The 22,942-nt window shown below is 72.9% G+C and carries 18 protein-coding genes and 1 tRNA gene; 13 read left to right on the top strand and 6 right to left on the bottom strand.

Annotated elements, in window-relative coordinates:
- Window positions 1-49: 49 nt before the first annotated feature.
- The 3 genes from ACTFAP_RS13070 to ACTFAP_RS13060 all read left to right on the top strand — a co-directional run bounded on the left by ACTFAP_RS13070 (window position 50) and on the right by ACTFAP_RS13060 (window position 3,756).
- A complete protein-coding gene (locus ACTFAP_RS13070; protein ID WP_495684689.1) occupies window positions 50-979 on the top strand; it encodes a metallophosphoesterase in 930 nt (309 codons plus the stop codon).
- A gap of 57 nt (window positions 980-1,036) precedes the next feature.
- A tRNA-Pro gene (locus ACTFAP_RS13065) sits at window positions 1,037-1,110 on the top strand.
- Between the two features lie 591 nt (window positions 1,111-1,701).
- Window positions 1,702-3,756, top strand: a complete 2,055-nt coding sequence (locus ACTFAP_RS13060) for an N-6 DNA methylase (protein ID WP_495684688.1) — start codon at window positions 1,702-1,704, stop codon at window positions 3,754-3,756.
- A gap of 6 nt (window positions 3,757-3,762) precedes the next feature.
- On the opposite strand, the gene ACTFAP_RS13055 is transcribed toward ACTFAP_RS13060, so the two are convergent.
- The 3 genes from ACTFAP_RS13055 to ACTFAP_RS13045 form a co-directional block, all read right to left on the bottom strand.
- Window positions 3,763-5,211 carry a cytochrome b5-like heme/steroid binding domain-containing protein gene (locus ACTFAP_RS13055; protein WP_500469149.1) on the bottom strand — a complete coding sequence of 483 codons (1,449 nt, stop codon included), beginning with the start codon at window positions 5,209-5,211 and terminating at the stop codon, window positions 3,763-3,765.
- The gene (locus tag ACTFAP_RS13050) at window positions 5,112-5,768 is read right to left on the bottom strand and encodes a PrnB family protein (RefSeq protein ID WP_500469148.1); all 657 of its coding nucleotides are present in this window, start codon (window positions 5,766-5,768) and stop codon (window positions 5,112-5,114) included. Before ACTFAP_RS13050 ends, ACTFAP_RS13055 begins: the two co-directional genes overlap by 100 nt.
- A gap of 88 nt (window positions 5,769-5,856) precedes the next feature.
- Window positions 5,857-6,795 (bottom strand): cupin domain-containing protein, encoded by a 939-nt coding sequence (locus ACTFAP_RS13045; protein WP_495684686.1) that lies wholly within the window; start codon window positions 6,793-6,795, stop codon window positions 5,857-5,859.
- 129 nt (window positions 6,796-6,924) lie between these two features.
- Between ACTFAP_RS13045 and ACTFAP_RS13040 the strand changes: the two genes are divergently transcribed.
- The 9 genes from ACTFAP_RS13040 (at window position 6,925) to trpC (ending at window position 17,852) form a co-directional block, all read left to right on the top strand.
- Window positions 6,925-8,262 (top strand): FAD-dependent monooxygenase, encoded by a 1,338-nt coding sequence (locus ACTFAP_RS13040; protein ID WP_495684685.1) that lies wholly within the window; start codon window positions 6,925-6,927, stop codon window positions 8,260-8,262.
- Window positions 8,263-8,308: 46 nt separating this feature from the next.
- Window positions 8,309-9,841, top strand: coding sequence for a 4-hydroxyphenylacetate 3-hydroxylase N-terminal domain-containing protein (locus ACTFAP_RS13035; protein WP_495684684.1), 1,533 nt, complete (start codon window positions 8,309-8,311; stop codon window positions 9,839-9,841).
- Window positions 9,831-11,279 carry an MFS transporter gene (locus tag ACTFAP_RS13030; RefSeq protein ID WP_495684683.1) on the top strand — a complete coding sequence of 483 codons (1,449 nt, stop codon included), beginning with the start codon at window positions 9,831-9,833 and terminating at the stop codon, window positions 11,277-11,279. Before ACTFAP_RS13035 ends, ACTFAP_RS13030 begins: the two co-directional genes overlap by 11 nt.
- Before the next feature lie 86 nt (window positions 11,280-11,365).
- Window positions 11,366-12,289, top strand: coding sequence for an NmrA family NAD(P)-binding protein (locus ACTFAP_RS13025; RefSeq protein WP_495684682.1), 924 nt, complete (start codon window positions 11,366-11,368; stop codon window positions 12,287-12,289).
- Window positions 12,290-12,362: 73 nt separating this feature from the next.
- The gene (locus tag ACTFAP_RS13020; RefSeq protein ID WP_500469147.1) at window positions 12,363-13,766 is read left to right on the top strand and encodes a beta-ketoacyl [acyl carrier protein] synthase domain-containing protein; all 1,404 of its coding nucleotides are present in this window, start codon (window positions 12,363-12,365) and stop codon (window positions 13,764-13,766) included.
- 267 nt (window positions 13,767-14,033) lie between these two features.
- Window positions 14,034-15,176, top strand: coding sequence for a monodechloroaminopyrrolnitrin synthase PrnB family protein (locus tag ACTFAP_RS13015; protein ID WP_495684680.1), 1,143 nt, complete (start codon window positions 14,034-14,036; stop codon window positions 15,174-15,176).
- Window positions 15,173-16,408 carry an FAD-dependent monooxygenase gene (locus tag ACTFAP_RS13010; RefSeq protein WP_495684679.1) on the top strand — a complete coding sequence of 412 codons (1,236 nt, stop codon included), beginning with the start codon at window positions 15,173-15,175 and terminating at the stop codon, window positions 16,406-16,408. Before ACTFAP_RS13015 ends, ACTFAP_RS13010 begins: the two co-directional genes overlap by 4 nt.
- Complete coding sequence (locus tag ACTFAP_RS13005; protein WP_500469146.1) at window positions 16,405-17,046, top strand: DsbA family oxidoreductase; 642 nt, start codon at window positions 16,405-16,407, stop codon at window positions 17,044-17,046. The genes ACTFAP_RS13010 and ACTFAP_RS13005 overlap by 4 nt, the downstream gene beginning before the upstream one ends.
- Window positions 17,043-17,852: an indole-3-glycerol phosphate synthase TrpC gene (gene trpC / locus ACTFAP_RS13000; RefSeq protein ID WP_495684677.1), complete on the top strand. Its 810-nt coding sequence runs from the start codon at window positions 17,043-17,045 to the stop codon at window positions 17,850-17,852. Before ACTFAP_RS13005 ends, trpC begins: the two co-directional genes overlap by 4 nt.
- Window positions 17,853-18,042: 190 nt before the next feature.
- Here trpC and trpD read toward each other — a convergent pair whose 3' ends face one another.
- Window positions 18,043-19,122: an anthranilate phosphoribosyltransferase gene (gene trpD, locus ACTFAP_RS12995; protein ID WP_495684676.1), complete on the bottom strand. Its 1,080-nt coding sequence runs from the start codon at window positions 19,120-19,122 to the stop codon at window positions 18,043-18,045.
- Window positions 19,123-19,258: 136 nt separating this feature from the next.
- Between trpD and pdxR the strand changes: the two genes are divergently transcribed.
- Window positions 19,259-20,644: a MocR-like pyridoxine biosynthesis transcription factor PdxR gene (gene pdxR / locus ACTFAP_RS12990; RefSeq protein ID WP_495684675.1), complete on the top strand. Its 1,386-nt coding sequence runs from the start codon at window positions 19,259-19,261 to the stop codon at window positions 20,642-20,644.
- Here pdxR and ACTFAP_RS12985 read toward each other — a convergent pair.
- Window positions 20,641-21,252 carry a glutamine amidotransferase-related protein gene (locus tag ACTFAP_RS12985; protein ID WP_495684945.1) on the bottom strand — a complete coding sequence of 204 codons (612 nt, stop codon included), beginning with the start codon at window positions 21,250-21,252 and terminating at the stop codon, window positions 20,641-20,643. The two genes, pdxR and ACTFAP_RS12985, sit on opposite strands and share 4 nt — an antisense overlap.
- Window positions 21,253-21,314: 62 nt before the next feature.
- Window positions 21,315-22,811 carry an anthranilate synthase component I family protein gene (locus ACTFAP_RS12980; RefSeq protein WP_500469145.1) on the bottom strand — a complete coding sequence of 499 codons (1,497 nt, stop codon included), beginning with the start codon at window positions 22,809-22,811 and terminating at the stop codon, window positions 21,315-21,317.
- Window positions 22,812-22,942 lie beyond the last annotated feature (131 nt).

Below are 22,942 nucleotides of genomic sequence, written 5' to 3'. Positions count from 1 at the left end.
TGTGACAGGCGGTACGGAGCCCTGGCCCGGGCTGCCTACGATGGGACGCATGCGCGCCCGCTACGCCGCCCCGCTCGGCATCGCCGCCCTGGGGGCCGCCACCCTCGCCTACGCCGCCGGCTTCGAGGTCCGATCCTTCCGACTGCGCCGGGTCACCGTGCCGGTCCTGCCGCCGGGCATGCGCCCGCTGCGGATCCTCCAGGTCTCCGACATCCACATGGTCAGCGGCCAGCGCAAGAAGCAGCGCTGGCTCCAGTCCCTGGCCGCCCTCCGCCCCGACCTGGTGATCAACACCGGCGACAACCTCTCCGACCCCGAGGCCGTCCCGGAGACCCTCGACGCGCTCGGCCCGCTCCTGGAGTTCCCCGGGGCGTACGTCTTCGGCTCCAACGACTACTACGCGCCCAAGCTGCGCAACCCCGGCCGCTACCTGGTGGAACGTGTCCAGGGCCGGCACGGCCTCAACGGCAACGCACCGGCCGTGGGCGTCCCGCGCAACCCGTGGTGGGAGCTGCGCGACGCCTTCGACGAGGCGGGCTGGGTCAACCTCACCAACACCCGCGGCCGGGTCAAGACGGCGGGCGCGGAGATCGGGCTGACCGGCCTGGACGACCCGCACATCAAGCGCGACCGCTACGGCGAGGTGGCGGGCGGCCCCGAACCGGGCGCCGACCTGTCCCTGGCCGTGGTCCACGCCCCGTACCTGCGCGTCCTGGACGCCTTCACCGCCGACCGCTACCCGCTGATCCTGGCCGGCCACACCCACGGCGGTCAGCTGTGCGTGCCGTTCTACGGGGCGCTGGTCACCAACTGCGACATCGACCCGGACCGGGTGAAGGGCCTCTCCACCCACGAATCCGCGGGCGAACGCGCCTACCTCCACGTCTCCGCCGGCTGCGGCACCAACCGCTACACCCCGGTCCGCTTCGCCTGCCCACCGGAGGCCTCGCTGCTCACGCTGACCCCCCGGGACAGCTGACGGCGAAACCTGATTTCGCGTACGCCCCCGGGCCGGGTAGAGTAAGCCTCGCTGCACCGGGGTGTGGCGCAGCTTGGCAGCGCGCTTCGTTCGGGACGAAGAGGCCGTGGGTTCAAATCCCGCCACCCCGACAGACCAGGGGCCCGATCCAGATCATGGATCGGGCCCCTGAGCGTTTTCCGGGACACGGTCCCACCCGCCCATGACTGCCTTCAAGGGCGGGCCGGCCGGACTCCGCCCCGGGCCTCGCGCCGCGTGATGTGGCGCGCGCCACATCTTCGGCACGTTCCAGCGTCGGCCCTCTCTGTGTGCCCCTCTCTCGTTGTGCCCGTGAGCAGCAAGCCCTCGCGCGCGAGTGCGCAGAGCTGCTGCGCAAGACTGCGCGCGGCCCGGTGGTGGGCCGCCGGACACCATTCAACTGCCCTGCTGTCCTGCTAAGTTCATATCACTCAGCCTCTGGTTCGCAGTCAGGCGGCGTGGCAGCGCCGCCAGTTCGCGATCAGAAAAATGCGCACTGGCGCTGCGCAATTTTCGATATTCGAGACCGGGAACCGGGGAGACGTGGAGTGAAGTCGTTCTTCGAACTGTTGGCACAGGCGATGCAGAGCACGGACAAGACGCTGCGGCTGTCCCTGTTGATGCTGGTCGCGGGCGCGATGGCGTACGCCGTCAGTCACCTGCTGTAAGCCGCCCCCCGAGTGAGGAGACCCACCGTGGAGACCATGAGCACCGACAGCCGCGCCGCACAACTCGTTGACCAACTCTGGCGGGTGTACGCGCCGTACCAGCGTGGGCGCAACACCTCCGAGGACCTCGCGTCCATGCTCGCGATCCTGGTGCTGGCGAAATTCGTACAGTCGAACGGCGCGGCGGGCGGTGAGCTCGTCAAACGGTGGGATCGCGCGGTCCTCGATGCGGGAAGCTCGCGTTCGCCGCTCGCGGATGTGCGCGCGGCGATGCGGATCGCCGGCCGGCATCCGGCATTCCCGGTGCCCGATATGCGCAACCATGAGGTCGGGCTGCTGAACGGCGGTGAAGACCTGGACGACGTGCCGTGGGCCGCCGCCTTCATCAGCCTGTTGGGGCGGGCCGAGGCACTTGCCCCGGTTGAATGGGCGGACGTCTGCGACCTGCTTCTCGACCGTCATGTTCAGGAGAACACCCGTACCGCCGGGGAGTTCTACACGCCGCGTGAGGTCGCGCGCCTGCTCACCGAGTTGGCGCCGCCGAGGGCAGGGGATCGCATCCTGGATCCGGCCTGCGGGTCGGGCGGTCTGCTGGCGGCCGCCGCCGAGCGGATCGGCGGTGGCGTCGACGGTGCGACGTTCGAGGCGTACGCGACGGACCGCAGCAACCCCCGTCTGGCGACGATGAACCTGGCGCTGCACGGGGTGGACCGGCCGGTGGTCCGTGCCTCTGATCCGGCGTCGCTGTTCCAGGGACGGGACCACGGTGATGTGGACCTGGTGGTCAGCAATCCGCCGTTCAATCAGTTGCTCGGCCCGGTGGGCGACGCCCGCTGGCCCTTCGGCTCCCCGCCCGAGGGCAGCGCGAACTTCGCCTGGTTGCAGTTCGCCTGGAGCCGGTTGAGCGAGGACGGGGTCGCGATGGTGATCATGCCGACGGGGGCCGCGTGGCGTCCCGGTCGCGAGGCGGAGATGCGCAGGGCGATGATCTCCGGTGGTGCCCTGATCGGGGTCATCGCGCTGCCGCCGAATCTCTTCACGCACACGTCCATTGCGGTGCACATCTGGGTGTTGGCCCGGGGCAGGTCCTCCCGCCTGCCGGCCGTCGAAGAGGGCTCGGTGATCTTCATCGATGCCAGTCGGCTGGGTACGCAGATGCCGCGGCGTCCCCGCGTCCTCACCGCGCGGGACACGGAGCGCATCAGCGCTCGGCTTCACGAACGGGACCAGGACGAGCCGGGGTTCTCCCGTGTGGTTCCGTACCGGCAGGTCCTGGAGAACGAGGGCAGTCTCGATCCGCGGTTGTACGTCGGTGTCGCGGAGGAGCAGGCGGAGCCGTCCGAAACGAGTCACCTGCTGAGGCAGCTGGCTGATCTCGGCGAGAGGGGTTCCCTCTCGTACGACTACCTTCGCAACAGCTTCGACCGCTTCGAGAGCTTCGAGCAATCGGCCCTCGGCGGGATCGAGCCGCGGCGCGCGCGGCTGCGGGACATCGTGGACGGGAAGGTCGGGGACGCCCCTGAGGAAACGCGGCCCGGCCTGCTTCTCGCCGGGCCTTCGGGGAGCCTGATCCGCGCCGAGGAATACCAGGAGGCGGGCGTCCCCGTCGTGATGCCCAAGGACCTGACCGACAGCGGTTTCGACGAGGACGACATACGGCGCGTCAGTGAGGAGCTCGCCAAGCGCCTGGACCGGTTCCGTCTCCGCAGGGGAGACGTCGTGCTGGCACGGCGAGGGGAGCTGGGGCGCTGCGCGGTGGTCGGGGACGAGCAGGAGGGCTGGCTCTGCGGAACCGGCTGCTTCCTCCTGCGGCCCCCCGCCGGGCTCGACCCCGGCTATGCCGCGGCGTATCTCCGCACCGCCCGCACGCGCTCGTGGCTTGAGTCCCGTTCCACCGGAAGTATGACGATGAAGACCATCTCGCTCAGCGTCCTGGGGGAGTTGCCGGTGGTACTGCCCGACATCCCGACACAGCAGTCGATCGGGAGGGCGATGACGCAGCTGGACAGCCACGAGCGCGTGCTGCGGGCGCAGCTCGGCTTGACGCGGAGGATTCGGCGTGACGCGCTGAACGGGTTGCTGGGCGGCTGAGGGGCGTCACCCGGCGGTGTGGGTGTGGGCGCGGGTGAGGGTGGTCAGGTCGTGGTGGTAGGTGGTGGCGGCGGTGTGGATGTGGGTGGGGTGGGGGAGCAGGGTGGCCGGGGTGGTGGGGTGGGACTCCAGGTGGGTCAGGCCGGCGATCAGGGCGGAGCGGACCGTGTGCAGGAAGAGTTGGTCCAGGGTGATCGCCTCGCGCCAGGTCTTCTCCAGGCGGCGCAGGGTGGCCGCGTCCGCGCCGGGGAGGGCCGCGTACAGGTGGGGGGAGAGGGGGTCGGCCGGGGGTGGGGAGGGCGGGGTACCGGTCAGGTCGTGCAGGAGCTCGCCCGTGATGTCGCCGTAGGTGCGGTCGTGGAAGCGTTCGTGTGCCTCGATGGCGAACTGGAGGGTGTACGGGGTGAGTTCGGCCGTCTCTGAGGCCAGGCTGGTGCGGGTCTCGCGGATCGAGAGGTCGGTGTGGAGGGCGTTGCCGCGCTGGGTGAGTTCGGTGGCCCAGCGCAGCCAGGTGGCGTACGGGTCAGTGGTGGCGCCGGGTGGTCGGTGCAGCCGGCCGACGTGCAGGGTGCGCAGCCGGGCCGCGACGCCCCGGTCGCGGTGGTGGCCCAGCTGCTCGAAGATCGCGGTGGCGTCGGTGCCCAGGTAGCTGTGCAGCGGGGCCACGCCGCCGGGGTGGCGGGGGAGGAAGTCCGTCACGTCGTAGACGCCGTCGTCCACCACGATCCAAGAGCGGTCCGCCGTGTGGTCGTGGCGCAGGACCTCCGAGAGGCGCACCGTCGTCTCCTCGGCCGCGCCGGGGCGCGCGGCGGTGGTGGCGGGTGCCGCCGGGGCGGGGCGTTCCGCGCGGGAGGCGGCCAGTTCGCCCGCCACCCGGGCCGCCGCCGGGAAGCCCGAGATGGTGACGTCGCGGCCCACCCGGTAGGAGGTGTTGAGGTATCCGGCCACCTTCAGCCGGTGCCGGGCCAGCAGCCCGTCCTCCCCGGCGTACGCCGCCCGCAGCCCCATCAGGGCCTCGCGCAGCGGCGGGTGGGTGGTGGCCGCCGGGTGGCCGCTGATGTCGGCGGCCGCCGTGCTCTCGATGAACGCCCGCCAGTTCGGCGGGTAGTTCGCGCGCAGCCGGCTCGCCTCCTCGCCGATGAAGGAGCGGTAGCCGGTGCGGCCGATGACCGCGTCCAGCAGGTGGAACATCGGGGAGGCCGTACCGCTGGAACCGAGCCCGTGCCGTACCAGCGGCACCGCGAGCGGGGCCACGGTCTTGGCCCACACCACCGGGTCGACGTGGAACCGGCGCCCCGCCCTCGGCTCGATCTTCCGCAGCCCGTACCGGGTGATCTCCCGCACGCACTCGGTCATCAGCAGCAGCCGGTCGGTGAGGGTGTGCGGGTCGTTCCCGGCGGCGGCCGCGTGGGCGTCGGCCGCCGCCGGAACCAGCGGGGTGCCCCGGGAAAGCATTCCAGCTGGGTGAGGTAGAAGACCTGTTCCTCGTCGGTGCCGACGGTCGGCACCAGCAGCCGTACGTCCTCCACCAGGAGCGGCCGGGCCGGATCGCCTTCCGGCGTGCGCGGGCGCCAGTTGGTGATGACGAGATCGAGGTAGGACAGGAAGGGCTCGGCCCGGCCCAGCCGTTCGCACACCTGGTGCCAGGGAGTGAGAACGGACGCCGGGGTCGGCGTGTCGTGGCGCGGTTCCACCCGGTGGTAGGCGTGCACGACGATGCCCAGGACGGTGGCGGCCCGTTGCAGAGAGGCGTCCGGCAGTGCCCTTGGCCCGGCATCCAGGGTGGGGAGCGCCTCCAGGCGGCGGCGCAGGCCGAGCCCGGCGTACAGGCCGGGCAGCTCGGCGGCCACCTCGTCCCACAAGGCGTGGGAGGCGGGCAGCCTTTGGGCGGGTGGCGTCGCCGAGGTGAATCCGGTGGCCCACGACAGCGGCCCGGCATTGTCATGACCCTGTTTTCTCGACAGGTTTTCCGCGGTGTCCACTATCTCGCCCGGGGACGGCTGATGGCGCATCGCAGGACCCTTTCACCAAGGTTTATCGGTCCTGTCCACCCTGCAATCCCCGGGCCCGGCTCATCAATCAATTATCGTCTGGTCCGGGTTAATTCTCATCCGGTCCGCAGCGTGCGCGGAACTCCCCCGGGGTGACGCCGAACTCCTTGCGGAATGCCAGGTGATAGCCCACGTGGCTCTGGTATCCGACCAGCTGGTGGATGTCCCGCAGCGGCACCGAGAGGTCCGCCAGCAGCCGTCGCGCCTCCTGGAGCCGGCGCACCATCAGATGGCGGGCGGGTGGTTCGCCGACCAGTTCGCGGAAGACCTGGGCGAAGGCCGAACGGGACATGCCCGCTTCCCTGGAGAGCGTCTCCACCGTCCACGGGGTCGCGTACGAGGCGTACATCGCGGTCAGCGCCCGGCTTATCCCGGGGTGCCGCAGCGCCCGCAGCGCCGGGGAGGCCGCCGCGAGCCGTTCCATGGCGGTGCGCAGCGACAGCACCAGCACCATCTCGAAGGCGCGCAGCGACACCATCTGGGCGCCCGGCGCGGTGCGGGTGATCTCCGCCGGGAGGGACTGGAGGGTGCGAAGTAACAGCGGTTCGTCACCCAGCATGTGGGCGCGCAGCACGATCACCTCGGGCAGCGCCCGGTACAGGGCGGGTTCGGTGGTGCTGTCGAAGTGCAGGCTCGCGCACAGGATTTCGGTGTCCGGGCGGGCATCGCCGACCGTGACCACATGGGAACTGCCCGCCGTCCGCGCGGGCAGCACCTGGTGCAGCTGGGTGGTGGTCAGGCCGGGGGCGGAGGAGAAGGTGTGGGCGGTGCCGTGCGGGAACAGCGCGAGGTCGCCCTCGTACAGCCGGATCGGCTCCGCGTCCTCGTAGCTGATGAAGCATTCGTTGCGCACCATGTAATGCAGTACGGCGTGGCTGTCTTCCTGGCCCGCGACTCCCCAAGCTCCGCCCGTCAGCCACTTGCTGTAGTACGTATCCGTCAGCCGCAGCGGTTTGAGCAGTTCGCTGAGCACGTCTTTTTGGTCCACGGATGATCCTTAAGTCGTGCTGGTTTCTTATTAATTGATCCTAGCCGCGCGCTGATGAAAGCTGTCAGGAGTGGGACCGGGTGCGGGGGGCGACCGGCCACGCATCACCGACGCATGGGGGAACAGTCGATGAAAATCCTGATCGCCGGCTGCGGTATTGGGGGTCTGGCAGCCGCGCTGAGCCTTTACGAGGCGGGGTTTCGCGACCTGCGACTCGTGGAGGCGGCACCCGCCGTGCGACCACACGGCGCGGGCGTCAATCTCCAGCCGAACGCGGTACGCGAACTGGCCGCGCTCGGACTGTACGAGCGGGTCGCGGCCCGCGCCGCCACCATCGGCCGCCTCGGCTACCACAACCACCTGGGCCAGACCGTGTGGAGCGAGCCGCGCGGCCGGGCCGCCGGCCACCATCACCCGCAACTTGGCATACATCGCGGCGAGTTGCTGACCATCCTGGCTGATGCCGTCACTCAGCGGCTCGGTCCCGGTGCCCTGCGCACCGACGCCAAGGTCACTGGCTTCGAGCGGGCGGGGGAGAGCGGGTTACGGGTCCGGCTGACGCACCGGGGCGGCCCCACCGAGACGGAGAGCACGACCGGGGCCGGGCTGCTGATCGGTGCGGACGGCATCCGTTCGGCGGTGCGCGCCGCCCTCTACCCCCGCGAGGGCGCGCCGCCCGCCAGCGGCACCGTCGTGTGGCGCGGCGTCACCCGGGTACGCCCGTTCCTCGGCGGTGACTCCATGGTGGTGATGGGTGACGGCCGCTGGAAGGTGGTGGTGTACCCGCTGGCGGGTGCCCCCGGTCCGGACGGTCTTGTGCCCGTCAACTGGGCCGCCTCCCGGGCCGCCGCGCCCGACGAGCCGGCCGACGAGCGCACCCGCCCGGTGCCCCGTACCGCCTTCGCCCCGCACTTCGACACCTGGCGGGTGGGCGATCTGCGGCTGAGCGAGGTGCTGGCGGGGACCGACCCGGTCGTCCAGTTCCCCCTGATCGACCGCGATCCGCTGCCGCGCTGGTCCTTCGGCCGGGTCACCCTGCTGGGAGACTCCGCGCACGCCATGGCCCCGATGGGCTCCAACGCCACCACCCAGGCCATCGTGGACGCCCGCGCCCTGGCGCACGCGCTGGCGCGCGACCCGGACCCCGACCCCGAGCGCGCCCTGCTGGCGTACGACCGCGAGCGGCGCCCCGCGATGAACCGGCTGGCGCTGATGAGCCGGGCCAAGGGCCCGGAGGCCGTCATCGATCTGGCCTGCGAGCGCGCCCCGGACGGGTTCGGCCGGATCGGCGAGGTCATCGACCGGGCCGAACTCGCCGCCCTGTCACGGACGTACGCCCGCGCCGGGCACTTCGACCCGGGCGCCGCCAACCTGCCCTCGCCGTACAGCACCACCACGCCCGTACCCGCGGCCGTGTCCGCTCCCGGATCCGGAACCGGAGCCGGAGTCGGCCCCGGACCCGCGTGAACCAAGAACCGCATTCCCGACCGTGTGACCTCAGGAGACACCAGACATGACCCGCAGCGGCCAGGACTACCTCGACTCCCTGCGCGACGGACGGTCCGTGTGGCTGGACGGCGAACTCGTCAAGGACATCACCGAGCACCCCGCCTTCCGCAACACCACCCGGTCGATAGCCCACTTGTACGACCTCGCCCGGGACGAGGAACTGCGGGGCGTCCTCACCGTCTCCCCGGACGGCACGGACGGCACGGGTGCCCCCGACGGCCGTATCCTGCGCGCCTACCACGTGCCCCGCTCGTACGACGAACTCGTGGAGCGCCGCGAGGCGTTCAAGACCTGGTCGGAGGCCGGCTTCGGCTTCCTCGGCCGTTCGCCCGACTACATGGCGGCCGGCATCGCCGGGTTCGTCTCCGCCCCCGAGATCTTCGCCGGCGCGGACGGCGGCTTCGACGGCCGGGCCAACCTCGACGCGTATTACCGGCGGATGAGCGGCGGAAGCCTGTACCAGGCCTTCACCATCACCAACCCGCAGATCGACCGCACCAAGTCCGCCGCCGAACAGGAGGAGAACGACCTGTACGTGCGGGTCGTCAAGGAGCGCGACGACGGCATCGTGGTGCGCGGCGCCAAGATGATCGGCACCGCCGCCGTCTTCGGCGACGAGGTCATCGTCGGCACCATCGAGCCGCTCGCCCCCCAGGACGTCGAGCACGCGCTGACCTTCTCGCTGCCCATCGACACCCCGGGCCTGAAGTTCATCTCCCGCGCCTCCTACGAGGCGAGCGCCCGCAGCGTCTTCGACAACCCGCTCTCCTCCCGCTTCGACGAGAACGACGCGCTGCTGGTGTGCGACGACGTGTTCGTGCCCTGGGAGCGGGTGCTGACCTACCGCGACGTGCAGTCCAGCTTCCTGATGTGGTGGGGCACCCCCGCGTACCACAACTTCGTACACCAGGCCTCGGTGCGCTTCTGGACCAAGCTGGAGTTCCTCACCGGCCTGGCCATCCTCATCGCCAAGTCCAACAACACCTACCAACTGCCGCCCGTGCAGATGCAGATCGGTCGGCTGATCGGCTGGCTCAACATCGCCCGGTCGATGGTGCTGGCCGCCGAGAGCGAGTACGAGCGGGTCGGCGACGACCCCAACGGCCCGGTGCACATCAACCGCGAGATCGGCTCCGCGCACCGCGCCATGGCCGGCGAGCTGTACCCCAAGGTCCTCGCCGAGATCAAGATGCTCGCGGGCGGCGGGCTGATCCAGCTGCCCGCTTCAGGCTACGACCTGACGCACCCCGAACTCGGCCCGCTGGTCGCCAAGTACGTACGCTCCCCGGGCACCCCCTCCGAGCAGCGCATCAAGCTGCTCAAGCTCGCCTGGGACGCGCTGGGTTCGGAGTTCGCCTCCCGTCACGAGCAGTACGAGCGCTTCTACCACGGCGCCCCGCACGTCTACCTGCCCGGCATCGTCCGCGACGGCAACCCCGACCGGCTCGAAGCCTTCACCCAGTCCTGCCTGGACGGCTACGACCTGGGCACCGGACCGGCCGGCGCGGCGGAGCCGGGGGCCGGGCATGCGCGCTGACCACCGGTGGGCGCTCGCCCTGCTGGCCTGCACCCAGTTCCTGCTGCTGCTGGACACCTCGGTCATCAACGTCGCCGCCCCCTCCATGGGTGCCGACCTGGGCATCTCGCCCGCCGCGCTGTCCTGGGTGGCCAACGCCTACCTCGTCTCCTTCGGCGGGCTGCTGCTGCTCAGCGGCCGGGCCGCCGATCTGCTGGGCCGGCGCCGGGTGTTCGTCGCGGGGCTCGCCACCCTCACCGTCGCCTCGATGCTGGGCACGGTCGCCAACAGCGCCGCCCTGCTCATCACGGCCCGCGCCGCGCAGGGCGTCGGCGCCGCGATGGCCGCGGCCGCCGCCCTCGCGCTGCTGCTGATGCTGTTCCAGGACGGCCCCGAACGGCATCGCGCGCTGGGCATCTTCGCCGCCATGGCGGGCGCGGGCGGCGCGGCCGGCACGGTGCTCGGCGGCGTGCTCACCAGCTGGCTCGGCTGGGAATCCACCTTCGCCATGAACGTCCTGGTCGGCATCGCCCTCATGCTGCCGGTCCGCCGGCTGCTGCCCGCCGACCGGCCGGCGAAGGACGGCCGCGGCATCGACCTGCCGGGCGCCGTCACCGTCACCCTCGGGCTCGCCCTGCTCGCGTACGCCCTGGTCAGCTCGGGCGAGACCGGCTGGCGGGCACCCGAGACCCTCGGTACGGGGGCCGCCGCGCTCGTCCTGCTCGCCGTCTTCGTCGCCGTGGAACGCCGGGCCACGCACCCCCTCGTACCGCTGGAGATCTTCCGGCGCCGCACCCTGCGGCTGGCGAACCTGCTGGCGGCGATGTGGCAGATGGCGCTGTTCCCGATGTTCTTCCTGGTCAGCCTCTACCTCCAGGCCGTACTCGGCCACGAGCCGGTGATCGGCGGTCTCGGGCTGCTCCCGCTGTCGCTGGTCGTGGTGGTGACCGCGTCGTTCGCGGACCGGCTCATCGGACGGTTCGGGCTGCGCGCCGTGATGACCGCCGGGTTCGCGCTGGTGGCCCTCGGCATGGCCTGGCAGTCGCTGCTCAGCGCGGACGGCTCCTTCGTCACCGACGTGCTGCCGCCCTCGCTGATCCTCGGCGTGGCGCTGCCGTTGGTGTCGATCACCACCAACGTGGCCGCCACGCTCGGCACCGACGAGCGGGAGGCGGGCCTGGCCTCGGGACTGGTCAACACCAGCCTCCAGTTCGGCTCCGTCATCGGCCTCGCGGTGCTCTCCGGCGTGGCCGCCGCCCGTACCGGGGCGAGTGACGCCACGGACGCGGGGGTGGCGCTCACCGAGGGGTTCGGCACCGCCTTCCTGGTCGGCGCCGCCGTGGCCGTCCTGGCGGCCCTGCTCAGTACGCGGCTGATCGTGCCCGCCCCGCCGCCGCCCGCCGCCACCACCGGGACACCGGCCGAGAGCGCCGCCCGCGGCTCCCCGGCCGCCCCCTGAACCGCACCACCCGCGTACCACCCGTATCCGTACCCGTACGCACCCACCCCCCCCGTCCCCACACCCGATCAAAGGGAGACAGACACATGACGCACAACCGCCGGGAGCGGTGTTACCTGGTCACCGGAGCCACCGGCTTCCAAGGCGGCGCCGTCGCACGGCTGCTGGCCGGCCGCGGCGACGACGTACGCGGCCTGGCCCGGCAGCCGGACCGCTCCGACGGCCCGGGCGCCCCGCTCGTCACACCGGTCGCCGCCGACCTCGGCAACGCCGATGACCTGCGCAAGGCGTTCGACGGCGTCACGCACGCCGCCGTGGTGATGCCGCTGGAGTACGACGCCGACACCGTCGCCCGGTACGCCCGCAACATCGCCGGGGCGGCCCGCGCGGCCGGCGTCGAGCGGATCGTGTACAACACCAACACCCCGCTGCCGGACGCCGTCACCGGCTTCGCCGGGTTCGAGACCCGCCGCGCGGCCGAGGAGATCCTGCTCGGCAGCGGCGTGCCCACCGTGGTCGTCCGCCCGCCGGTCTACCTCGACAACCTCTTCAGCCCCTGGAACGGCCCGGCGCTGGTCAACGACGGCGTCCTCGCGTACCCGCTGCCCGCCGAGCAGCGCGTGGCGTGGATGTCGCACCACGACCTCGCCAAGGTGGTGGCCGCCGCCTTCGAGGCCGAGGACGTGGTCGGCCGGGTGCTGAACGTCGGCGGCGCCGAGATCCTCACCGGGCCCGAGCTGGCCGACCGGTTCAGCCGGGGCCTGGACCGTGAGGTGAGCTATCTGCCGCTGCCGGTGGAGCAGTTCGAGGCGGGCCTCGGCCAGGTCGTGGGCGCCGCGGCCGCCGCCGGGGTGGCCGGCATCTACCACCACGTGGCCGGCGGTACGGCCGCGCACCTGCTGGACCCGGAACCGGCGGACGTCGAGCGCGAGCTGGGTGTGCACCTCACCCCGGCACTGGAATGGATCATCGAGCAGCCCTGGCAGACCTGGGCAGGCGCCGCGGAGTGATACGGCGGCCGGCGCGGGCGGGGGTCCGTGCCGCGCCGGCCACCGGATCATCAGCGAAAGGGGGGAACGACACATGACCGCACATCACCAGGGGGAAGCGCAGTCGGCGGCCGAGCCGATCGCCATCATCGGCATGGCGTGCCGGCTGCCGGGGGCGGCCGGGCCCGCGCAACTGTGGGACCTGCTGTGCCGGGGCGCCGAAGCGCCCTCACCACGCCTCGACGACATCGATGACCACGACGTCGACGCGGGCGGCAACAAGAACGGCAACGAGAACGGCGACCGGGGCGCACGCGAAGGCGACCGCGCCACCGCCCTCCCCGACGCGGACCCCGAAGGGGACACCGCCATCGACCCGCAGCAGCGCCTGCTGCTCAGCACGGCCCGCGCGGCGCTCGCCGACGCCGGCACCGACCCGGCCACCCTGGCCGGCACCCGCACCGCGGTCTTTGCCGGCCAGAGTCAGGCCGACCACTGGGAGCGGCTGCGCGAGAGCGGCGCCGCACACCGGCTCGACCCGCTCACCGCCCTCACCGGCGGCGGCCAGCAGCGCTCCGTCCTCGCCGGCCGCCTGTCGTACGCGCTCGGGCTGCACGGCCCCAGCGTCACCCTCGACACGGGACAGGCGTCCTCGCTCACCGCCGTCCACCTCGCCTGCACCAGCCTGCGGGCCGGCGAATCCACCCTGGCGCTGGCCGGCGGCGTCAACGCCGTGCTGTCACCGCTCGCCGAGGACCTCTTCGGCCGGGCCGGGGTGCTCGCCGCCGACCGGCGCTGCAAGTTCGCGGACGCCTCGGCCGACGGCTTCATACGCGCCGAGGGCGTCGGCGTGGTGGTCCTCAAGCCGCTGCGCGCCGCGCTCGCCGACGGCGACCGGGTGCGCGCGGTGCTGCTGGGCAGCGCGATCAGCCATGACGGCGACACCAAGAAACGGCTCACCGACCCCTCGGTCACCGGCCAGCGCCTGGCGATGCGCTGGGCGTACGAGGCGGCCGGCGTACCGCCGGGCAGCGTCGGGTACGTCGAGGCGCACGGCACGGGCACTGGCATCGACCGCGTCGAACTGGCCGCCCTCAACGAGGAGCTGGCCGCCGGCCGGCCCCCCGGGCGCCCGCTGCTGGTGGGGTCCGTCAAGACCAACATCGGGCACTGCGAGGCCGCCGCGGGAGTGGCCGGCCTGATCAAGACGGTGCTGTGCCTGGAACACCGCACCGTGCCGCCCAGCCTGCACTTCACCACCCCCTCGCCGTACGTGGACTGGGGCCGGCTGCCGATCACCGTGCCGACGGCGGCCCAGCCGCTGCCGTCCACGGACATCGACCCCGGAACCGGCACCGGGGACGCCCTGGCCGCCGTCAACGGACAGAGCATCTCCGGCGTCAACGTCCACGTTGTCCTGCGCGCGGCACCACCGCCCGTACCGGGCACCACCGGTCCACCGCCGCACACCCGCGCCCTGGTCGCGCCGCCCGCCTGACGCGGCGCCCGTCTCCCGCCGCTGCGCCCCCACCGCGCGGCAGCCACCTCATCCCCACGCGCCCGCGCCGGCCCGCGAGCCGCCGCATCCCCACGCGCGCCCGAACGCGGACGCCGCACGCCGTCACGCGCGGTACGCGGTCAGCCGTAACGCGCCGACGCCGTAACGCGCGCGGGCGCCGTCCGGCCGTCCCGCTGTGCCGCCGTCCCGATGCGTGCCGTTCGCCCGAATCTTCCGATCGTCCGACACCTCCCTCTGGAGACCGCGATGCCCACCCGCAGCCAACCCGCCACGCCGCACCTCGACCTCGACCTCGGCAACCCCATACGGGTGGCCACCATCCGCGACCTCGACCCGTTAACGGCCGACCGCGCCTGCTTCGCGCTGCGCCGGCAGAACGAGGCCGCCGACATCCCGGCGATGGCCGCCGCCCTGCGCGCGCTGCTGCCCGCCCCCGACGCGCTCGCCTGCTATTCGGTCGAGGAGTCCGTCGCCGCGATGCGCGACCTCGGCATGTTCCTCGGCTCCCTCAAGCGGCACGGGACCGAACCGCTGGACGTGGTGCCCGAGGCGCTGCCTGTCCTGCTCGAACTGGGCCGCCGCACCGACATGGTGCCGCGCGACACCGTGCACCACTACTGCACCTGGAACCCGTTGGGCACCCGGCAGCGCATGTACACCGGTGACGTCCAGGAGGCGTACCTCCAGGAGTCCGTGCGGATGGTCTTCTCGCCGCTGCGCGACGGCCTCGAACTCGCCGCCACCCTCAGCGACACCGACCTGGCCGACCCCAAGTTCGCGCTGCTGACCGACGAGCTGACCCGGCACACGGAGATGACGGTCACCGCCATCGACATGGTGGTCGCCAACGTCGGCCCCGAGTTCTTCGCGCGCGTGCTGCGGCCCTACTTCGAGGCGATCGACGTCGGCGACCGGGTGCTGCTCGGCCCGGCCGCCGCCCAGGTGCCGCTGTGGCTGATCGACCTGGCGATCTGGGCCGCCGACCACAGCGAGCCCGGCTACGAGGTGTTCCTGCGCGAGTCCATCCCGTACAGCCTGCGCCGCTGGCGCGACCTGTACGACCGGTGGGTCCGTACCCCCTCCGTCGTGGGCCGGCTGGTGGAAGCCTTCGGCGAGGACCCGGCGGAGGCGGAGCGGCGCGCCCCGGCGCTGCGCGCGAGTACCGAGGCGCTGGCCCGTCTGCTACGCGTCCTGGTGGTCTTCCGCGGCCGGCACCTGGGCATCGCGCGCAAGGCGTACGACGCGGACCTGCGGCTGTACCCGGTCGGCAGCGGCGGCGCCAGCGTCGATCTGCTGCGGCAGATCATCGATCTCACCCGGTCCGCCGCGCAGTTGACCCGGCCGTCCGCCGGCCGCGCGTCGCACGGGCAGCGGAGGGCGGCGGTATGAGCGTGCTCATCGCGGGGGCCGGCATCGGCGGCCTCACCACGGCCCTCAGCCTGCACGCGGCCGGCGTCGGCGAGGTGCGGCTGCTGGAGGCCGTCCCGGAGATCCGGCCGCTGGGCGTCGGCCTCAACATCCTGCCCAACGCCGTACGGGAGTTGGATGGACTCGGCCTGCTGGAACGGCTGTCGGCCGTGTCGGTGCCCACCGGCGCGCTCGGCTACCACAACCGGCACGGCCAGCTGATCTGGCACGAACCACGCGGGCGGGCGGCCGGATACCACTGGCCGCAACTTTCCATCCACCGGGGCGCGCTCCAGTCGGTGCTGGCGGACGCGGTGCGCGAGCGGCTCGGCGCGGGCGCGATCGTCACCGGCGCGCGGGTGGAGCACTTCGAGGAACCGCCGGGCGGCGGCCGGGTGCGGGTGCACGCGGGCGGCCGGCGGTACGAGGCGGACGCGCTGATCGGCGCGGACGGCATCCGGTCCGCCGTACGGGCCGCCCTGGTTCCCGGCGAGGGGCCGCCGCCGTGGAGCGGGCTCATCGTGTGGCGCGGCACCACCTGGGCGCCGCCGTTCCTCGACGGACACACCATGATCATCGCGGGGGACGACCGGCGGCGCGCGGTGATCTACCCGATGTCCGGCCCCTCGGGCAGTGGTTCCGTGCTGATGAACTGGGCGGTGGCCCGGGCGGCGGCACCCGGCGAGGAGTTCGAGCCGGCCGACTGGAACCGGGCCGTGTCACCGCGGGAGTTCCTTCCCGACTTCGCCGATCTGGCCTTCGACTGGCTGGATGTGCCCGGGCTGATCAGCTCCGCCGACGAGGCGTACATCTACCCGATGGTGGACCGCGATCCGCTGCCCCGCTGGACCCACGGGCCGGTCACGCTGCTCGGCGACGCCGCGCACGCCATGTACCCGATGGGCTCCAACGGCGCCACCCAGTCCATCATCGACGCCCGGTCGCTGGCCCGGCACCTGGCGGGCACCACCGACGTACGGGCGGCGCTCGCCGGCTACGAGGCGGAACGGCTGCCCGCCGTCACCCGCATCCAGCACAGCGCCCGGGCCCGCGGGCCTGAGGTCGTCATCGACCTGGCGCACCAGCGCGCGCCCGGCGGCTTCCGCGCGGTGCACGACGTCTTCCCGGGCACCGAACTGCGAGACATATCGGATGAGTTCGCACGGGTCGGCGGCTTTGACCCGGCCACCGTCAACGAAGGGGCGTCCCGGTGAGAATCGATGTCTGGTCCGATGTGTCGTGCCCCTGGTGCTACCTCAGCAAGCGGACCTTCGAACGCGCCCTCGCCTCCTTCGGCCGGCCGGGCACGGAAGTGGTGTCGCACCCCTACCAGATCGACGGCGAACTGCCGGCCGAGCCGATGCCGATGCTGGAGTGGCTCGGGAGCAAGTACGGGGCGGACCGGGCGCGGGCGATGAGCGAGGAGGTCACGGCGGCCGGGCGCGCCCACGGCGTCACCTTCCACAACGAGAGCGGCTTCGCCGCCAACACCCTGCCCGCGCACCGGCTGTTGTGGTGGGCGGGGCGCGAGTACGGGGGCGCGGCGCGCGGACGGCTGGAGGAGCTGGTGTTCGCGGCGTACTTCACGGAGGCCGCCGACATCTCCGACCCCGCCGTGCTGACCGCCCGCGCGGCGGCGGCCGGCCTGGACGAGAACGCCGCCCGGGCGTTCCTCGGCTCCGGGGAAGGGACCGAAGAGGTCAGGAACGCGGTCCGTTCGGCCCGTGATCAGGGGATTCACGCCGTTCCCGTGTACCGCTTCAGCGGAGGGGAACGGTTCGAGGGTGCTCAGACCGACCCGCGGGTCTTCGAAGCGGCGCTGAGCCGGGAGAGCGAGGAGAGCACGGGATGAGCGTGCTGGCGGACATCATCACCGGGGTGCGCGAGGACCTGGAGCGGCGCAGGTCCGAGGTACCCGAGAGCACACTGCGCGAGCGGGCGGCGGCGTACGCGGGCGGTCCGGCCGCCGGGGCGGCGACCGCGGCGCGGCTGCGGCGCCCGGGTCCTGGCGGGCTGCGGGTGATCGCCGAGGTGAAGCGGGCCAGCCCGTCCAAGGGCCCGCTGGCAGCGATCGCCGACCCCGCCGCGCTTGCCGCCTCGTACGCGGCGGGTGGCGCGGCGGCGATCAGCGTGCTGACGGAGGGCCGCCGGTTCGGCGGCTCGCTGGCGGACCTGACGGCGGTACGGGAGCGGGTGAACGTGCCCGTCCTGCGCAAGGACTTCGTCGTCGACCCGTACCAGGTGTGGGAGGCGCGGGCGCACGGCGCGGACCTGCTGCTGCTGATCGTGGCGGCGCTCGACCAGCGGCAGCTGACCGGGCTGAGCGCGCTGGCCACGGAGTTGGGGATGTGCCCGCTGGTGGAGGTGCACGACGAGGAGGAGGCCGGGCGGGCGCTGGCGGCCGGCGCGGAGGTGATCGGCGTGAACGCCCGCGACCTGCGCACGCTGGACGTGGACCCGGACACCTTCGGGCGGGTCGCGCCGCTGATCCCGGAGACGGTGGTACGGATCGCCGAGTCCGGCGTCCGCGGCCCGGCGGACGCCGCCCGGTACGCGGGCCAGGGCGCGGACGCGGTGCTGGTCGGCGAAGCGCTGGTCCGAGGCGACGACCCGGCCACGGCGGTCACTGCCCTGACAACTCCCACCGCCCCCCGATGACCCACCCCCACCGCCACCGCCACTGTCCGGCAACCCCCGGACGGTGGCGGGCGGTTCGCCGCGTACCGCCGGTGGGCGTCGTGGCGTGCGTCGCGTGCCCGCTTCGTGCACGCCGGTGGCGCGGCGCGGCCAGGGCTCCCCGACGGGTTACGGCGGGCGGTCGCCCACGCCGCTCACCCGCCCGCGTCCCTCACACCCCCGGAGCGCGCTCCACGCGCTCCGCGTGCTTCGCGCAGGCGTCCGTCCAGCGGGAGAGGACGGCCGCCGCCGCGCCCGAGTCCAGGGCGGCGGTCGCCCGCTCCCGCGCGGCCGCCAGTCGTTCGGTCACGGTGCCGTCCGCCGGCTCAAGGGCCGCCAGGCCCGCCGCCGCGTTCAGCAGCACCGCGTCCCGTACCGCCCGCGCCACCGGCTCCCCGCCCAGCAGCGCCCGCGCCACCGCCGCGTTGTACGCCCGGTCCCCGCCGCGCAGCGCGTCCTGCGGGGCGCGCGCGACGCCCAGCGCCGCCGGGTCGAACGTCTCGCGGCGCACCGTGCCGTCCCGTACCGACCAGATCGTCGAGGTGGTGGTCACCGTGATCTCATCCATGCCGTCGTCGCCCCGGAAGACCAGCGCCGACACGCCCTGCCTGGCCAGTACCCCGGCCAGCGTCCCGGCCGCCGTCGCGTCCGCGACGCCCAGCGCCAGCGCGGCCGGCGCGGCCGGATTGGCCAGCGGGCCCAGCAGGTTGAAGACCGTACGCACCCCCAGCTCGCGCCGCGTCGCCGCCGCGTGCCGCATCGCCGGGTGGAACAGCGGCGCGAACGCGAAGGTGATGCCCGCCTCGTCGGCGATCTCCGCGACCGCCTCCGGCGGCAGCCGCAACTCCACGCCCAACTCCTCCAGGACATCGGCCGAGCCGCACCGCGAGGACGCCGACCGGTTGCCGTGCTTGACGACCCGCGCCCCGGCACCGGCCGCGACGATCGCGGCCATGGAGGAGACGTTGACGCTGTCGGAGCCGTCGCCGCCCGTTCCCACGATGTCCAGCACCGGGCCCGGCACCGGCAGCGGCAGCGCGTGCGCGCGCATCGCCCGGGCCAGCCCCTCGATCTCCGCCGAGGTCTCGCCCTTGGCGCGCAGCGCCACCAGCAGCGCGGCCAGCCGGGCGGGGCCCACCTCGCCCGACATCACCCGGCCCATGGCCTCTTCGGTGGCGTCGGCGTCCAGATCCCGGTCGGCCAGCAGGGAATTCAACAGCTGCGGCCAGCGGTCCTGCTCCGATTCGGTCACGGAATTCTCCTCCGCTGAGACAACGCGGCAAAAGGCCGGAATTGAAGGATCGCGCCGCCCATCGTGGCCGCCTTTTCGAGGCCGCGCCAGACCAGTTCCGCACCACCGGCACATACCAGTGAGGGAGAGCATTCCCGTGCCCCTGCACATGGCCATCTCCATATCCCGGAATTCTGGGGCGTCACTCACCGCCCAGATCCAGGCGTTCATCAGGGAGGAAATCGAGGAGGGTACGCTCCAGCCCGCGACCCGCCTGCCCTCCAGCCGCCGGCTCGCCGAGGATCTCGGCGTCTCGCGCAGCGTCGTGGTCGAGGCGTACGCCCAACTGGTGGCCGAGGGCTACCTGGACACCGCGCGCGGCGCCAGCACCCGCGTCGTGCGGCACCTGCCGCGCGAGACGGTGCTCTCCCCGCTGCTGGACGGCGGCCATGTGCCGGCCGCCCGCTGGGACCTGCGTACCGGCGGTCACAGCAGCGCGGTCTTCCCGCGCGCCGAGTGGCTGGCCGCGTACCAGCGGGCGCTGGCCGCGCCCGGCGCGGGCGACCGGGACGACGGCTATCCGCCGCTGGCGGGCGAGACCGTGCTGCGCGTCGAGCTCGCCCGCTATCTGGGCCGCGCGCACGGCGTCCGTACGGCCCCCGAACGCATCGTCATCACGGGCGGGTTCGCGCAGGCGCTCAGCCTGCTCGGTGCCGACCTGCTGGACCAGGGCATCGGCACGCTCGCCGTGGAGGATCCTGGCCATCCGGGACTGCGGCACTTCATCCACGAGTCGGGGCTGCGCCCCTGCCCGGTGCCGGTGGACGGCGAGGGCATCGACGTGGAGCGGCTGGCCGCCTCCGGCGCCCGCGCCGTACTGGTCACCCCCGCCCACCAGTTCCCCACCGGCATCACCCTCACCCCGGCCCGCCGCGAGGCGCTGGCCCGCTGGGCGCGCGAGCGGGACGGCTGGATCATCGAGGACGACTACGACGGCGGCCTGTGGTACGACCCCGCCGTCACCCGCCCCCTCGCGCTGCAACGGCTCGTCCCGGACCGGGTGATCTACGCGGGCACGGCCAGCAAGACGCTCAGCCCCGGGCTGCGCCTGGGCTGGCTCGCCGCCCCGGAACCGGTGCTGCGGCGGTTGCTGCGGCAGCGCGCCCGGCTGGATCTGGGCAGTGAGTCGCTGGGCCAGCGGGCGTTCGCCGAGCTGCTGCGCGGCGGCCTGTTCGACCGGCATCTGCGCCGCCTGAACAAGCTGAACGCCGTACGCCGCGCCGCCCTGGACGAGGCCGTACGCCGGCATCTCCCGGGCGCCCGGGTGCTCGGTCCCGCGGCCGGGCTGCACGCCTATGTGCGCTTGCCCCGGCACACGGACGAGGCGGCGCTGGTGGCGGGGGCGCTGCGCCGTTCCGTTCTGGTGCGGGGCGGCGCGGCGTTCCACGCGCGACCGCGCCGGGACACCCCCGCGCTGGTGCTGGGACATGCCCGGCTGCCCAGGACGGGGGTGGCGGAGGCGGTACGGGAGCTGGCGGCCTAGCCGACGCCGGAACCCACAGCCACGCCGGCACCGGAGCCGGATCCGGACCCGACGCCGGACAGGAAGTTCTCCAGCAGTTGCAGCCCGCCCGTGGTCAGCACGCTCTCCGGATGGAACTGCACCCCCTCCACCGGCAGGGAGTGGTGCCGCAGCCCCATCACATAGCCGTGGTCGACGGACACGGCGGTGGTCAGCAGGGCTTCCGGCAGCGGTTCGGCCACGATGAGGGAGTGGTACCGGGTGGCCTCCAGGGTGTTGCCGAGCCCGGCGAACACCCCGTCACCGTCGTGCCGTACCGAGCTGGTGCGGCCGTGCATCACCTGGTCGGCGACCTCCACCCGGCCGCCGTACGCCAGAGCGATCGCCTGGTGTCCCAGGCACACCCCCAGCAGCGGGACCCGGCCGGCGAACCGGTGGACCAGCTCCACATGGCCGGAGGCGGCCGGATGCCCGGGGCCCGGGCCGAGCACGACGGCGTCCGCCCCCAGCGCGGCCAGTTCGTCCGGTGTTCCGGTCCGGGAGCGCACCACCACCGTCTCGGCCCCCAGGGTGCGCAGGTACTGGTCGATGATGTGCACGAAGCTGTCGTACGCGTCGACGAGCAGCACTTTGGGGGCCTTCGCGGCAGTGGCAGAGGCAGCGGCAGCGCCGCCCGCGTCGGGGGTGGTGGTCACAGCAACTCCTCACCGGTGAGCGCCCAGTAGGTCGCCCCCATCTTCGCCAGGGTTTCCCGCCATTCGGCCGCCGGTTCCGACTGGGCGACCAGGCCGGCGGAGGTCTGCGTGGAGTACGTGGCGCCGTCGTAGGCCACGGTGCGGATGCACAGGGCGAGTTCACTCCAGGTGCCGCGCGCGTCCAGCAGCCCCACGGCGCCCGCGTACGCGCCGCGAGCCTCCTGCTCCAGGCCGTCGATGATCTCCATGGCGCGGATCTTGGGCGCGCCGGTCATGGTGCCGGCCGGGAAGGTGGCCCGGATCGCGTCCCACACGCCGGTGCCCGGCGCGAGTTGCCCGGTGACGGTGGACACCAGGTGGAAGACGTGCGAGAACGTCTCCACCTCCATCAGGCCGTCCACCGGCCGGGTGCTGGGGACGGTGACGCGGCCCAGGTCGTTGCGGCACAGGTCCACCAGCATGACGTGCTCGGCGCGTTCCTTGGTGCTGGCCCGCAACTCCTTGACGCGGTGCCGGTTCTCGGCGTCGTCGGGGCCGCGCGGCGTGGTGCCCGCGATGGGCCGCATGGTGATCTCGCCGCCCTCGGTGCGGATGTGCAGCTCGGGGCTCGCCCCGATCAGCAGTCCGTCGGCGCGCGGCACCAGGTACATGTACGGGGACGGGTTGCGGGCCCGCAGCCGCCGGTACACGTCATGGGGCGTCAGTTCGGTCTCCACGTCGACGCGGTGGCCGATCTGGATCTGGTAGATGTCGCCGACCCTGATGTGTTCCAGGCAGCGATCGGCCCACTCCAGGAAGGTGGCGCGGCTGACGCTGTCCCGCACGGCGCGCGGGCGCGGGGCGTCGGGCACGCCGTCCTCGTACGGCAGCGGGGGCGGGGGCAGCAGCGGCAGCGGGGCCGGCGGCGCGGCGGGGAATGCCTCGCTCTCGGCGCGCAGGTGCAGTGGCCCGGCCGGCCCGTCGTCGTACCAGACGGTGTCCCGAAAGAGGGTGAGCGTCAGGTCGGGGCCGCGGGGCGCCTTGGTACGGGGCGGGAGTTCCTCCATCAGCCAGGCCGACTCGTAGGCGAGGGTGGTCAGGAACCCGAAGGCGTACCGGTCGGGCGGCAGCGTGGTGTCCACCGCGAACAGCCCGTGGACGGCGGCCAGTACGTCCCACAGCGGGCGCGGGTCTCCGAACCGCAGCCGGTCGGCGTCGCCCTCCAGGCCGTGCCGGCGGGCGAGCGCCACCAGCGGCTCGCGGAGCGCCGGCAGGCCGGTGATCTCCAGCCGGCCGCCGCCGTCACCCGCCCCGTACACGCGCAGCTCCGCCAGCCGCCCGTGTCCGACGACGGCGGATCGCCGCCCGCCGTCGTTCTCCAGATTCTCCAGCAGGAATACGTCATCGGCGGGGCGGGTCTCGCGCAGCCGGGTCCACAGTTCGAGAGGGTCGTGCGGAGGAAGTCCGGACGCCGTCACCCGTATCCCTATCGGTTCACCGTCCGGCAATGGCATGACTGAACTCCTCGTGAATTCCCGGCCCTTCGATATCGGCAATCGAAACACCGGGCGCCGTACGGCGACCAGACCAGTCCGCTGCTTTCGATGCGGTCCATTCCCGGAATTCTTGACCGGCCCGCCGCCCG

Source organism: Streptomyces sp. PH9007 (genome assembly GCF_059813725.1).
Note: the sequence above shows the minus strand (reverse complement) of the source record. Positions and strands in the feature narration are given on the sequence as shown.

Coding starts and splice junctions, on each gene's coding strand:
- ACTFAP_RS13070 (WP_495684689.1), top strand. CDS start 50: ATGCGCGCCCGCTACGCCGCCCCGCTCGGCATCGCCGCCCTGGGGGCC.
- ACTFAP_RS13060 (WP_495684688.1), top strand. CDS start 1,702: ATGAGCACCGACAGCCGCGCCGCACAACTCGTTGACCAACTCTGGCGG.
- ACTFAP_RS13055 (WP_500469149.1), bottom strand. CDS start 5,211: ATGCTTTCCCGGGGCACCCCGCTGGTTCCGGCGGCGGCCGACGCCCAC.
- ACTFAP_RS13050 (WP_500469148.1), bottom strand. CDS start 5,768: ATGCGCCATCAGCCGTCCCCGGGCGAGATAGTGGACACCGCGGAAAAC.
- ACTFAP_RS13040 (WP_495684685.1), top strand. CDS start 6,925: ATGAAAATCCTGATCGCCGGCTGCGGTATTGGGGGTCTGGCAGCCGCG.
- ACTFAP_RS13035 (WP_495684684.1), top strand. CDS start 8,309: ATGACCCGCAGCGGCCAGGACTACCTCGACTCCCTGCGCGACGGACGG.
- ACTFAP_RS13030 (WP_495684683.1), top strand. CDS start 9,831: ATGCGCGCTGACCACCGGTGGGCGCTCGCCCTGCTGGCCTGCACCCAG.
- ACTFAP_RS13025 (WP_495684682.1), top strand. CDS start 11,366: ATGACGCACAACCGCCGGGAGCGGTGTTACCTGGTCACCGGAGCCACC.
- ACTFAP_RS13020 (WP_500469147.1), top strand. CDS start 12,363: ATGACCGCACATCACCAGGGGGAAGCGCAGTCGGCGGCCGAGCCGATC.
- ACTFAP_RS13015 (WP_495684680.1), top strand. CDS start 14,034: ATGCCCACCCGCAGCCAACCCGCCACGCCGCACCTCGACCTCGACCTC.
- ACTFAP_RS13010 (WP_495684679.1), top strand. CDS start 15,173: ATGAGCGTGCTCATCGCGGGGGCCGGCATCGGCGGCCTCACCACGGCC.
- trpC (WP_495684677.1), top strand. CDS start 17,043: ATGAGCGTGCTGGCGGACATCATCACCGGGGTGCGCGAGGACCTGGAG.
- ACTFAP_RS12980 (WP_500469145.1), bottom strand. CDS start 22,811: ATGCCATTGCCGGACGGTGAACCGATAGGGATACGGGTGACGGCGTCC.